The sequence below is a fragment of the Gluconacetobacter tumulicola genome (genome assembly GCF_014174215.1).
Classification (GTDB): domain Bacteria; phylum Pseudomonadota; class Alphaproteobacteria; order Acetobacterales; family Acetobacteraceae; genus Gluconacetobacter; species Gluconacetobacter tumulicola.
In genome coordinates this window covers 1-12,667 of record NZ_JABEQL010000016.1, presented here as the reverse complement: position 1 = coordinate 12,667, position 12,667 = coordinate 1, and the positions used below count along the sequence as shown (strand labels likewise).

At 66.3% G+C, this 12,667-nt stretch carries 11 protein-coding genes and 1 pseudogene; 4 read left to right on the top strand and 8 right to left on the bottom strand.

Annotated elements, in window-relative coordinates:
* Positions 1–3 precede the first annotated feature (3 nt).
* Genes HLH29_RS12310 through HLH29_RS12285 form a run of 6 tightly spaced genes read right to left on the bottom strand, consistent with a single transcriptional unit; the run spans position 4 to position 4,460 of the window.
* Positions 4–747 (bottom strand): cytochrome c oxidase assembly protein, encoded by a 744-nt coding sequence (locus tag HLH29_RS12310; protein ID WP_182967218.1) that lies wholly within the window; start codon positions 745–747, stop codon positions 4–6.
* On the bottom strand, positions 744–1,349 hold the full coding sequence (locus HLH29_RS12305; protein WP_182967216.1) for an SCO family protein: 606 nt from the start codon (positions 1,347–1,349) through the stop codon (positions 744–746). Before HLH29_RS12305 ends, HLH29_RS12310 begins: the two co-directional genes overlap by 4 nt.
* 10 nt (positions 1,350–1,359) lie before the next feature.
* Positions 1,360–3,105, bottom strand: coding sequence for a cbb3-type cytochrome c oxidase subunit I (locus HLH29_RS12300; protein WP_220791505.1), 1,746 nt, complete (start codon positions 3,103–3,105; stop codon positions 1,360–1,362).
* Positions 3,102–3,614: a cytochrome c oxidase subunit II gene (locus HLH29_RS12295; protein ID WP_182967214.1), complete on the bottom strand. Its 513-nt coding sequence runs from the start codon at positions 3,612–3,614 to the stop codon at positions 3,102–3,104. Before HLH29_RS12295 ends, HLH29_RS12300 begins: the two co-directional genes overlap by 4 nt.
* A 34-nt stretch (positions 3,615–3,648) precedes the next feature.
* On the bottom strand, positions 3,649–3,807 hold the full coding sequence (locus HLH29_RS12290; protein ID WP_182967212.1) for a hypothetical protein: 159 nt from the start codon (positions 3,805–3,807) through the stop codon (positions 3,649–3,651).
* On the bottom strand, positions 3,804–4,460 hold the full coding sequence (locus tag HLH29_RS12285; RefSeq protein WP_182967210.1) for a c-type cytochrome: 657 nt from the start codon (positions 4,458–4,460) through the stop codon (positions 3,804–3,806). Before HLH29_RS12285 ends, HLH29_RS12290 begins: the two co-directional genes overlap by 4 nt.
* A gap of 895 nt (positions 4,461–5,355) precedes the next feature.
* On the opposite strand from HLH29_RS12285, the gene HLH29_RS12280 reads away from it, so the two are divergent.
* From HLH29_RS12280 to HLH29_RS12270, 3 genes are all read left to right on the top strand, one after another.
* Positions 5,356–7,107, top strand: coding sequence for a methanol/ethanol family PQQ-dependent dehydrogenase (locus tag HLH29_RS12280; RefSeq protein ID WP_182967209.1), 1,752 nt, complete (start codon positions 5,356–5,358; stop codon positions 7,105–7,107).
* Between the two features lie 10 nt (positions 7,108–7,117).
* Positions 7,118–8,296 carry a c-type cytochrome gene (locus HLH29_RS12275; protein WP_220791504.1) on the top strand — a complete coding sequence of 393 codons (1,179 nt, stop codon included), beginning with the start codon at positions 7,118–7,120 and terminating at the stop codon, positions 8,294–8,296.
* 169 nt (positions 8,297–8,465) lie between these two features.
* Positions 8,466–10,070 carry a porin family protein gene (locus tag HLH29_RS12270; protein ID WP_182967207.1) on the top strand — a complete coding sequence of 535 codons (1,605 nt, stop codon included), beginning with the start codon at positions 8,466–8,468 and terminating at the stop codon, positions 10,068–10,070.
* Positions 10,071–10,215: 145 nt separating this feature from the next.
* Here the strand turns inward: HLH29_RS12270 and HLH29_RS12265 are convergent, their stop codons facing one another.
* Positions 10,216–10,863 (bottom strand): response regulator transcription factor, encoded by a 648-nt coding sequence (locus HLH29_RS12265; RefSeq protein ID WP_246374206.1) that lies wholly within the window; start codon positions 10,861–10,863, stop codon positions 10,216–10,218.
* Positions 10,860–12,278, bottom strand: coding sequence for a HAMP domain-containing sensor histidine kinase (locus HLH29_RS12260; RefSeq protein WP_182967205.1), 1,419 nt, complete (start codon positions 12,276–12,278; stop codon positions 10,860–10,862). Before HLH29_RS12260 ends, HLH29_RS12265 begins: the two co-directional genes overlap by 4 nt.
* 68 nt (positions 12,279–12,346) lie before the next feature.
* On the opposite strand from HLH29_RS12260, the pseudogene HLH29_RS12255 reads away from it, so the two are divergent.
* Positions 12,347–12,667, top strand: a pseudogene (locus HLH29_RS12255) (hypothetical protein); the annotation flags it as partial.

Sequence of the window (12,667 nt, the reverse complement as noted above, 5' to 3'; positions counted from 1 at the left end):
AAATCATTCGGCGGGGCCGGTCAAGGCCGGCGGGGGTTTCTGCCCCTGGGCCGCGACCAGCAGCCATGCGCCCACGACCTGGAGCGGCAGGCCCGCCACCAGCATGACGAAACCCGCCCAGTGCTGATCCTGAAGCGGGGTCAGGTCCCATCGGCACAGCACGTCGAGATAGGGGGCGTAGAGCACGCGCGGCGCCGTCATCCATATCACGGCCACGACCGTCATCGGCAGGCTGCCCAGCAGCGCGTAGGCGCCGGCCAGCGGATCGTGCCGGATCACGCGGCTGCCTGGCAACAGCTGGGCCCAGAACAGCAGGCCGGCCAGCAGATCCAGCAGGCCCAGGGGCGCGCTGAACAGGGCGTTGGCCAGCGAGCGGTCCAGGATTGATGGCAGGCCGGTCGCCGCCGCCAGGCCGCCGAACAGCGCCGCTGCCACGCCGGGATCGCGCATCCAGCCCGCGACTCGGACGGGGGCGGCCTGCCTGGTCGTGGGGCCGGCGAGGGCCAGCAGCAGGAAGGGAGGAACGACCTGACCCATGACCATGAGGGCAGTGGTGTATTGGGTCATCGATGCGAGGGGGTCACGCAGCCCCAGGCAGGAGGCCGCCAGCAGCAGCGTGCCGGTGCCGCCTGCCGCCAGCCGCCATGCTGGCCGGCGGTGCAGGGCGGCCAGCAGCAGGATCGCGGTGCCCAGGAGCAGCCCGGCGGCGACCCAGCCGGCCTGGAGCAGGGGGCTCCAGCCCCTCATCGGGGGAGAACCGCGCGGATGTCGGCGGCCATCGCATCAGGATCGTTCAACTGGGTCATGCCGTAGCGGGCGCGCATCCGCCCGTCCGGGCCGATCAGCGTCAGGACTGAATTGTGATTGATATGGCCGTCGGTTCCCGTCCAGCCGATTCCCCAGGCGCGGGCTACCGCGGCCACATCGGCGGGGGGACCGGTCAGGCCGGTCGGGGCCGGCTGGAACTGGGAGAGGAAGGCGTGCAGCACGGTGGGCGTGTCATGCGCCGGGTCCAGCGTGACGAACAGGATGCCTGTCCGCGCCGCGTCGGGGCCCAGTCGTGCGAAGACGGGTTCCAGCGCCCCCAGCACGGTCGGGCAGACATCGGGGCAGCGTACATAGCCGAAATAGACCAGCGTTGCCCGGTCGTGCAGCGTTGCCGGGTCGAACGGGCGGCCCAGATCGTCGCGCAATGCGAGGCTCGGGGCCGGGACCGGTGCGACCGGAGAGCCGAACCGGCCGAAGCCGCCGCTCCAGCCGGCATGGAGCGCCAGCAGGGCCAGGACGGCGGCCACCGTGCAGGCGGCGCGCCGCAGGGACTGGCGGAGCGGTGGCGCAAGTGCCGTCACGCCGCGTGGCCTACCAGAGAATCCAGCCCGGTGCCCGCGTCACATGATGCAGGAACGGCCAGAGGATCGGGATATAGGCGGCGAGGGTCGCCAGGACCGTGATGCCGGTCAGCAGCCACACATGATCCAGCGCGCGGATCAGGGGCGAGGCCGACTGGGCCGGGTTGGGCGGCGAGTCGATGGTGGAACTGGCCGGGCCGCCGAAGGACTGGGCGAAGGGAACGGGCGGAGGGGCCGCGCGCCGGCCGAACAGGATGCTGCCGAAAAAGACGGCGAAGAACGCATAGCTGGCCACCCACAGTAGGACACCGCCTGCCGCCACGAGTGCCAGCGGGACCGATGCCGCACCATAGAGTGCGTGATAGGTGTCGTGGGGCAGGGCCGAGACCCATGCCCGGCGCGGCACGCCGTAGAGGCCGGCCCATGTCATGCCGATGGCGAAGATCGTCATGCCGACGAACCAGGTCCAGACGGAGAACAGCGCCAGCCGGCGGCTGATCAGTTGGCGGCCGGTCAGATGGGGCACCATCCAGAAGCTGATCGCCATGAAGGTCATGGCGGTGACGCTGCCGACGGTGACGTGGAAATGGCCGGGGATGAAGGTGGTGTTATGGACGATGGCGTTGAGCTGCCAGCTGCCGTTGACGATGCCAGTGGCGCCGCCAAGGATGAAGGTGATTGCCGCGAGGATCTGTGCCGCCACGCTGGGATCGCCCCAGGGCAGGGCGCGGAACCAGCCGAACCAGCCCTTTCCGCCGCGCAGGCGGCCGGCATATTCAAGGCTCAGCCCGATGGTGAAGGCGGTGACCAGGCTGGGGGTGGCCACCGACATGGTCAGCACCACCAGGATGCCGCGCCAGATCGACGAGAAGCCCGGATCGGAGAATTGATGGTGCGTGCCCACGGGCAGCGCGAAGATCATCAGCAGGGCGAAGGTGATCCGCGCCATCGGGTCGGAGATCAGCTTGCCGCCGACCTGGCGCGACAGCAGGCCGTACCATGAGACATAGGCCGGCATCAGCCAGAAATAGACGATCGGGTGGCCCGTCAGCCAGAACAGCGTGCGGTTGATGATCGGGTCGACGGTGCCGATCAGTCCCAGCGACCACGGGTCGAGCTGGAGCACCAGTTCGGCCATCACGCCCACGCCGGCCAGGCCCCACATCAGCATGGTGGTGAGCGACATGTACGTGACCAGCGGCGTGATTTCGCCGGGGCGGTGCCGGCGCCAGGTCGCGCGCATTTTCAGCAGGATCGGCAGCGGCATCGTGCTGCCCAGGGCCAGGAGCGTGATGCCGAAATAGAAGAACGGGCTGCCCTTCAGTGGCGGATAGAAGGTCCACAGGACCGACGACGAATTGTCCGCCATGGCATAGATTACGCACAGCGCGCCTACCGCCATGACCGCGAAACAGGTGCGCCACATCGTGAGGTTGGGCGCAACACCCAGTTCGCGGGCGGGCAGGTAGACCAGCAGGCCGCAGGTGACGAAGAAGGTGAAGACGTAGCCGTTCATCACCCCGTGGATGGTCAGGCCCTGGTAATAGCTTTGCAGCAGCGGGCGCAGGGCGGGGTAGGCGTCGACTCCACCGTAATTCAATGCCTGGAGCGGGCCGATGGTCGCCCCGATCAGCAGGGCGGAGAAGCCCGTGATCAGGAAGGCAAGCATCAGCCGGCATGTGCTCGCGGCAGCGCGGTCGGACTCGGAGCGGGGCAGGGTGGACGGAAGGGTGTCGGCTGCGATTTCCATGTTCATGGCGTGCCTGCCGGATCGACGATGATGCGGGCCACCATGGCGTGGTGGAACATGCCGCAATATTCGTTGCAGATGATGCGGAAAAGGCCGGCATGGCGGAATGTGTATTTCACGGTGCCGACCACGCCGGGCATTGCCGTCAGGTTGACCGGCGTGCCCTGGATCTCGAAACCATGCAGCACGTCGGCGCTGGTGACGTAGAAGGTGATTTCGGCCCCTTCGGGCACATGGATCACGTCCGGCGCCCAGTGCCAGGCGCGGCCGACCATATAGACCGCATAGCTATTCGGGCCGGTGCGGACCACCTTGCCGTCCTGGAACGCGGCTTCGCGCGCCGGGGCCTGGGGGTCGGTCGCATAGGATTGGGTGCCGGTCACCAGGCCGTAATCATGGACGACGTAGAACATCGTCCCGATCGTCAGCAGTACCAGCATGACCAGCACGCCGAAGATCCAGAACCGCTCGTGCCGTTCGGCCGAGGCGTGGAAGGCGGCGTCGAAAGGGCTCATGCCCGTTTTGTTGTCCATAACCGTTCCTCTCCCGTCACGCGCGATGCAGGAAGATCACCGAGACCAGGATCCAGACCGTCAGCGTCGCCGCCAGCAGCACGAAGCTGACAACCCAGGTGCCGACTGGCCGGACCTCCGTCACGGGTGGGGCGATGCCGTCATCCCCGTCATCATGTCTGGTCGGTGTGCTCATTTCGTGGCTCCCGTGTCCGGTGCCGGCAGGCTTTGCAGGTAGGCCGCGACGGCCTGCATGTCGGCGTCGGCCATCGCGTGGGTTTCCGTTACCATCATCTTGCCCATCGGATCGCGATCCTTGCCCTGCTGCCATTGCCGCAGCTGTTCCAGCAGATAGGGGGCGGACTGCCTGGCCAGATGCGGGGCGAAGCTGCCCATGCCCTGGCCCGCCGGGCCATGACAGCCGCCGCATGGCATCACGCCATGGGGCATGTCCCCTTTCTGGAAGATCTCCTTGCCGCGCGCGCGCAATGTGTCGCCGGCCGGGTCGTTCTCGGCCGGGGGCGGCTCGGGCAGGCTGGCATAATAGGCGGCGACGTCCTGCATCTGCTTCTGGGTCAGCATCCGCGCATAGGGAGCCATCCAGCTGTTGCTGCGCTTGTCGGAGGCGAAGAAGCCCAACTGCTGCTCCAGATAGGTGGCCGAGAAGCCTGCCAGGCGCGGTATGCCCACGTCGGGCTGTCCGGCACCGTTCATCAGGTGGCAGGCCGAGCAGCCGACATGGCCGGTCAGGACGCCGCTTTCCGCGATTGTCCGCCCCGCCGCCGGATCGGGCGTATCGGCCGCGCGGGACGGTTGCGCGGCCAGCAGGGTGAGTCCCAAGAACGTCAATACGCCAGCCCGTCGCCGGCCTGGACGGATGATGCTTTCCGCCGCCTGGTGCATGCCTTTCTCCCGTTCGGGTGTCTTGCCGATATGATAGGCTATAGGCGATTGCCGGAAATCGGGCACAGCCCGCAATCCCCCGACATCGCGGTTCCTGGTATTCTTGCTTATTGGCCCGCTCGCTCTTCGGCTGCGACTTTCCGATGTCGCCGCTGGCCTGTCACGGGGGCGGTTTCGATCCGGATACGTGACCTGTCGCAGAATTGAGACAGGCGCGCGCGATCAGGGGATGGAAATCCGGGGCCCGATTGGAAATGCGGGCCGGCAATTGGGCGTGCGCTTTCCATGCTCCGCGCCGAGACTCGGAAGCACATGATGGACGTGCCGCTTGCGCGGCGTTCTGGCGCACCAGCCCACATTCCCAGTCAAGCCACGCAATAGAGAGACAGAAACAGGGGCGCTTTCATCGTGCCGGTCATAATCTCTGAAACGTGATTATAGTCAATCCGTATCGATGCCGCGGGGAAATAAAAGCGCCGTCCGCGATTTTCTGCATTGCACCATGGTTTTCCGGCCCTGTTCTTGCGCGGCTGGGTCCGGACTTGTCGCAGTTTTGCGACAGTCCGCCGGCCCCATGCCTTTTCGCTGTCGTGACAGAAACGCCTGAACCGGCAAATGCTGAGGGGCCTGACACATAAGAACGACGAACGTGCAGGTGGAGCATCGTCATGAACGGTCTTGCCGGGGATTACTTACGGATCTTGCGCCCTGTTCCTATCGTTACGCTTGCCCGGCCCTCGGCCGGGCGGCGTTGCGGACGGTTGGGCGCGACTTTCATTTCCCGGAAGCTGAAATGCCGTGCGGACGGTTCCTACCGGAAGAGTGTTGCGGGAGATCCAAGATGAAGTTTGCTTACCGTACCAGCGTTACCAGGCGGCCCCTGCGCAATGCGGTGCTGGCCCTGCCGGTCGCACTGGCCTGTGCGACCGCGCTGACGGTTACATCCCCCGTCCGGGCGGAAGACCCGGCCGGCCCCTATCAGCCGGTGACGAGCGAGCGGCTGGGCCACGCGGCGCAGGATAATGGCTGGCTGATGTACCGGCATGATTATTCCAGCACGGGCTATTCGGTCCTGGATGGCGTCAACGCGGGCAATGTCGCCCAGCTCAAGCCCGTCTGGGATTATGAGACGGGCTCGAAGAGCGGGCATGAGGCGCCGCCGATCGTCAATGGCGATTACATGTTCATCACCACGCCGAAGAACGGGCTGCTGGCCTTTCAGGCCAGCACCGGCAAGCTGCTGTGGAAATATCAGCGCGACCTGTCCGATGTGGGGCTGAAGACGATCTGCTGCGACGTGGTGAACCGTGGCGTCGCGCTGTATGGCAGCAATGTCTATATGGCCACGCTGGACAATCATGTGCTGGCGCTGGATGCCACGACCGGCAAGGTGGTGTGGGACCAGGCGCTGGAGGCGCCGGACCTGGGCTATGCGATGACGCTGGCGCCGCTGGTGGTCAAGGGCCATGTCATTGTCGGCGTCTCGGGTGGCGAGTATGGCGGGCGGGGGTTCATCGCGTCGCTGGATGCAAAGACCGGCAAGCAGATCTGGCGGCAGTCGACGATTCCGGCTCCGGGCGAACCGGGCGGCGATACCTGGCCCAAGGGTGCCTACAAGACCGGTGGTGGCGCCACCTGGCTGACCGGCAGTTACGACCCGCAGACCGATTCGCTGATCTGGGGCGTGGGTAATCCGGGGCCGTGGCTGGCGGTGCTGCGGCCGGGCGATAATCTCTATACCGACAGCGTGATCGCGCTGAACCCGGCGACCGGCAAGATCAAGTGGCATTACCAGTACACGCCGAACGATACATGGGATTATGACGGCACGAACGAGCCGGTCCTGACCGACCTGACCTATCAGGGCAAGGCGTACAAGGCGCTGGTCAGCGCCAGCCGCAATGGCTGGTTCTATGCGGTCGACCGTACGAACGGGAAACTGATCTACGCTGAAAAGTTCGCGCATGCGACGTCGGTTTCCGGATTCAAGGATGGCAGGCCGATGACCGACCCCGCCATGCGGCCGGACGTGGACAAGGAGATCTTTACCTGCCCCAGCTTCCTGGGCGGCAAGAACTGGTGGCCGATCGCCGTCGATCCGCAGACCCATTTCGCTTATGTGCCGACATTGCACACCTGCATGAAGATGAAGGGGGCCTCGGTTTCGTACAAGGCCGGCCTGCCGTTCCTGGGCGAGACCTTTACCGTCATGCGCGATCCGGAACATCCCGATGAATGGGGTTCGGTCCAGGCCATCGACCTGAATTCCGGCAAGCAGGCCTGGTCGTTCAAATCCGCGCTGCCGTGGAATGGCGGCATGCTGGCGACGGCGGGCGGGCTGGTCTTCTCGGGCAGCGCCGACGGCTATCTGTATGCCTTCGACGCGAAAACGGGTTCCGTGCTGTGGAAGAGTCCGAAAATGTCGTCGGGCGTTCTTGGCGTGCCCAGCACCTGGAAGGTCGGCGACAGGCAATATGTCGGCGTCTATGCCGGTTGGGGCGGCGGCGTGCCGATCTGGGGCGGCGACATGGCGAAGGACCCGCGTGTCCGCTCCATTCCACTGGGTGGCCATCTCTATGTCTTCGCACTGTAAGGAGGACCGCATGCGCATGAATATTGCCCGCCTGTCGCGCCGCGCCCTGGTTTGTGCTGTCGCGGCCGGTGCCGTGCTTGCCGCCCGGCCGGCCGGGGCCACGGTTTCGGTCTGCATCGATTCCTCCAACCCGGCCCATGCGATGGATCGCCGGGTTGTCCAGGCGGTGGCCCACCAGCAGGGCACCGATGCCGCGATCTATACGTTCGACGGCAGTGGCGCAGGGGACGATGACGGATTCGATGTCCGGAAATTCAGCACGCTCGCGGCCTCGCGCTGTGCGCTGGTGCTGGGCTTTCCCGTCGATGCCACGCATGGCGCGGTGCCAGAGGGGATGCGGGCGACGGCGCCCTATGCACGGATGGGATTCGTGCTGGTGACGCCGCGCGGCCACGAGGCCGAAACGCTGGCGGCCCTGCCGAGCGGGACGGATGTGGCGGTGACCTACCTGACGGCGCCGAACCTGTATTTCGTGAAACATCCCAACGTCCACGCCGACATCTATCCGACCGATGCGCAGACCATTGCGAGCGTGGTCCATCGCACGGATCGGGCGGCGATGGTCTGGCGCGCCAGTGCCGTGGCCTATCTGCCCGGTGGCGAAAAAGCGCGTGACTATTGCATGCACGCGCTGAGCGAGCCCCATGCCGACTGGGACGTCGTGGCGCTGTATGGCCCGCAGGGTGCTGCGGCGGCGGCGTCTTTCCAGAAGAGCATCGCGGCGCTGCGGCGGTCCGGCCAATTGGCGGCCCTGCTGCGCCCTTATGCCATGTCGCCGGCCAACCCGATCGTCCTCGCGGCGGCGGAAGCGCCGGCGGCCGCTCCGGCAACGCCTGCTGCCGGTGGGGCGAAGCCGGCGCTCTTTACGGCGGCGCAGGCCGATGCAGGCAAGAAGGCCTATGCCGATAATTGCGCGCAATGCCATGGCGACAATCTGGAGGGGATGGCCGGCCCCGCGCTCAAGGGCAAGAATTTCGCCTCGCCCAAGGCCAATTTCCATGTTGGCGATGTGTTCACGATCGTGTCGCAGAATATGCCGGCGACCCAGCCGGCCAGCCTGCCGCACGATGTCTATGTGAACATCATGGCGTTTCTGCTGCAGCAGAACGGCATGCCTGCCGGTTCGGCCGAACTGACGTTCGACGGGGCCAAATCGTCGACGGTGCCGCTGGTCTATAGCGGGGATTAGGAAGCGGGGACCCGGTCCGGCCAGGTTGCAGGCCGGACCGGACCGTGAACAGATGCGGCTGCGTGCCCTCCAGAACGTTACCGGAGCCTGTACAGGCGCGGCGTAATTGGTAGTTCGCGCCATAGGCGAACGCGTTATAATAAAAACAAGAAACAACGGAGTTTGTCAGATGTCGGCAAGACATTGGGCGCAGGTGGGTTTGACGGCCGTTCTGGCCGCTGGCGGCGTGTCCATGCTGTCGGCCCGCTGCGCCAGGGCTGACGATTACAGCGATCTTCTAGATATCCTGCGGGCCAAGGGTGCGTTGACGCAGGTCGAATATTCGACCCTGCTGGCCAGGCATCGCCATCATGCGGTGGAGCCGGCCTCGGCCCAGGCTCCGCGACGGGGGCGGGGTGCGGCGGCACGCCATGGCGCGGTCACGACCGAGGCCGCCGCGGATGGCGCGGTGATGCCGGCGGTGCTCGCCGCCCAGCGGGCAGCCGACAGTGCCGCGGCCAGCGCCCGCGCCGCCGAGGCCTCGATGCTGGCGGCACGCAGCACGATCGACAGCCCCAGCGTGGTCCGGGTTGCCCCTTATGTCGCGGGCAAGGGGCTGACCTTCAAGGCCGGCCAGATCGATATCAATTTCTCCGGTTTCGTGAACGGGTTCTACAGCTACAATTCGCCAGGGCACGGCCTGCCGGTGGCGGGCGGGCTGTCGAGCGGGGGCAGCGGATTCGATTCGTCGGCGGTGCGCAACGGGCTGCTGCCGGCCGGTTTCGTCCTCAAACTGTCGACGACGCAGTCGGGGATCGACCTGTCGGCGGTGCTGGGCCTGTATCCCGGCCTCAACAACGCCAATCCGGGCGCGTTCAATGCCAATTCCGGCGGCAGTTCGGTCGGGTTGGGCACGGCGGGCATCGATCTGCGCCAGGTTTATGTGACGGCGGGAACGAAGAGCTTCGGCACCGTCAAGCTCGGCCGCGATCTGGCGCTGTTCGGTTCCGACGCGATCCTGAACGATGCGACGCTGCTCAGCGTCGGCACGACGGGCAGCAATACGGCTCCGGCCAATACCTCGTTGGGCCGGATCGGCCTGGGCTATGTCTATGCCGACTGGATTCCGCAGATTTCCTATGCGTCGCCGGTCATTGCCGGCTTCCAGGGGTCGGTTGGTGTCTTCCAGCCGCTGGATGCGTTCAATTTTGCCGGTGGTGGCCTGTCGGCGCAGTCGACGCAGCACAGTTCGCCGATGGTCCAGGGCAAGATCACGTACGATTTCAAGATCGGCGAGCTGAGTACCCGGATCTGGTCCAGCTTCCTGATCCAGCATCAGCAGGGTCTGACGAGCGGCCTGCTGGCGGAAACGGACCGGCGTGGTGCCATGGCCGAGGCCGGCGAAATCGGTGCCAAGCTGACCTATGGCCCCGCTCAGGCCGTGGTCTATTACTATCGCGGCAGCGGCCTCGGCACGACGGGCCTGTTCTTCGACGGCATTGCGCCGAACGGGCACAAGCGTGATTCGGAAGGGTATTACGTGCAGGGCGCCTACAACTTCACCAAGCGCTTCAAGCTGGTGGGCAGTTATGGCGTCAGCAACCTTTATCTGGCGTCGGGGGATACCGCGACCGGGCTGGTGCGTCGCAACCAGTCCGAGGTTGGTGCGGCCTATTACGATTTGACCGACTGGCTGAAGCTGGTGGCGGAATATGCTCATACGCAGGCAGCGGCGCATAACGGCAATTCGGCCAGTGACAATACCGTCTCGGGCGGCGCGATCCTGTTCTTCTGATGTTTTCGTCCGGGGGCATTCGTGCCCCCGGATCGTTCCGCACGGTCTTGTGGATGGCCGCCACCCAGACGATGGCCAAAACGAATAAAAGTCTTTTTGCTTCTTTTTCTTCAGAAAAAGAAGACTCCGAACCCTGCCGCAGGCGTCAAACCGTTTCCCGGTTTTCCCGCCCGCCGATGGTCCAGCCCACCGGCATGGCAATGGCCAGACGGACCAGGTCGGCGGTGCGTGCGACGCCCAGCTTGGTCTTGATCATGCCGGCGGTGTTGGCCACCGTCTTGTAGCTGACGCCCAGTGTCGCCGCGATGTCGGACAGGCTGCGTCCCTCGCCCAGAAACCGCATGATATCCAGGTCGCGGGCCGTCAGGCGCCCGAAATTGCGGCCCAGCACGTCGCGATGTTCGCTGAGCATGGAGGCGATTCCGGATTCGACATAGCATTGTCCGTCCATGGCCTGCCGGATGGCGTCCAGCAGGTCGTCGGGGCCGATCGTCTTCGAGACATAGCCTGTGGCCCCGGCATCCAGCGCGCGGCGGGCATAGATCGGGTCGGCGTGCATGCTCAGGACCAGCACGCGCAGGCCGGCATCGTGCAGGCGGGGCAGCAGCCACAGGCCGCCGGCGCCGGGCAGGCCCAGATCCAGCACCACCAGATCCGGCCGCGTGCGCAGGGCGAGGTCATGGGCGGTCGGGGTGTCGGCGGCTTCCAGGATCGTGGCGCCCAGGGCCGTTGAAAGCAGTTGCCCCAGGCCGGCGCGCACCACCGTATGGTCGTCCACCAGCAGGATTTTCATGCGTTGTGCGCCTCCGGCGCCATGGTGCGGGTGTTGGCCGATGGGGGAAGGGCGTCCGGATCGGGTAGGCTGGCGGTGACGGTCCAGCCTTGGTCGCGCCTGATGTCCAGATGGCCGCCCAAGTCCGAGAGGCGGCGGCACATGCCGGCGAGCCCGAGACCCGGTGCGCTGGGGCCGGTGGTGCCGTCGTCACGGACCGAGAGGATGATCCGCCCGCCATCGCGTCCGGCCCGCAGCGCGATGCGCGAAGGATGTCCGTGGCGGGCGGCGTTGCAGACAGCTTCCTGTGCCACGTGAAACAGGGCGTCGCGTTCTGCTCCGTCCAGGGTGCCGAGCGATGGATCGCAGGAAAGCGTGAAGATGATGTGCGGGGCGACATTGTTCCAGAACAGGACGATCGCCTCCAGGGCTTCGGGCAGCCCGCGTCCCGGCGTGCCGTGCAGCCGTTGCAGGATCGCGCGCAGGGTGCGCTGGATGGAGCCGGTGGCGTCCTGTATGGCGCGCACCTGCGCGGGGATGGCGTCGTGGCGGCCTTCGGCGGCGGAGCGGGCGAGGGTGGCCGCGAAGGTCGTGATTCCAAACAGCAGGGGGCCGACCTCGTCATGCAGGTCGCGTGCGATGTCGGCGCGTTCTTCCTCCGCGACACGTGCGAGCTGGTCCTGAAGATGGCGATTCTGGGCGGTGGCCGTGCGCAGCGCCTGGGCCATGCGATTGAAGGACGCGGCCTGTGCGGCGATATCGGCCGGGCCGCTTTCGGGGAGTTCCACCGCCTCGTCGCCCGCCGCGATCCGGGCATAGCCGTTGGACAGGGTGGCCAGCGGGCGCAGGCCGCGCACCATGATGACGCAGCATGATCCGGCGATCAGCAGGACCAGCAGCGTGATGGTGGCGATCTGCACCCGGAGTTCGCCCCAGCGTTCCGCCGCCTCGTTGGTCGCATCCGCTTGCAGGTGCAGCCGCCATCCGGCGGGCAGGCTGGCCGGGGCGAGCGTGACCGGGGCCATGGGCGGCGTGGTGGCGTGCAGGAACCAGGCGGGCGGGCGGGGCCCGGCAGCCAGTTGGGACTGGCGCAGCACGCGCCCGGCCTGATCCGTGATGCGGGCCTGGATGTGGCGATTGCCGTCGAAACTGTCGCACAGTTCCGCCAGCCAGCGGGCGGCGGACGGGGCCGATGGTGGGGGCATCGCGCTGATATCGGCGCGGGCATTGGCCAGGGCGGCGACCAGCTCCACCCGGATCGAGCGGGCGGCCTGCCACGCCGCGAGGCCGGAGCCGGCCACCAGGCCGATCATCGTGGCCACTATGAGTGCCAGCAGCAGGCGCTCCAGCAGCCGCAGGCGCGCACCGATGGGGCGGAACGGGAAGAATGCAGTGCCGGGCGGATGATTTTTATGATTTTCGGGAAAATGTCCCATCGACTTCCCTGGCCCCGTTCGATCTGATGAACCGCGTGGCATGCCAATCAAAAAAGAAGAATAAACGCATGTTTGAGAAGACGACTGGACGGAGGGCCCTGTATCTGGCCTCGGTCACGCTCTGCTTTCTGCCCGCCCGCGCGGTGCTGGCGCAGACGGCGCCGGAAGCGGCCCCGGGTGGCGTGTCCGCCGGCATGCAGGCGGAGGACATCACCGTCATCGGAACCTCGCCACTGCCCGGTTCCGGCATCGACCGTGACCGTCTGCCGGCCGCGACGGCCATCCTGACCGCGCATGACCTGCAAGGGACCGGCACCGCCGACATGCTGCATGCGCTGGACAGCCGTCTGGCGGGTGTCAGCCTCAATGCGCCGGCGGGGAATCCGTAT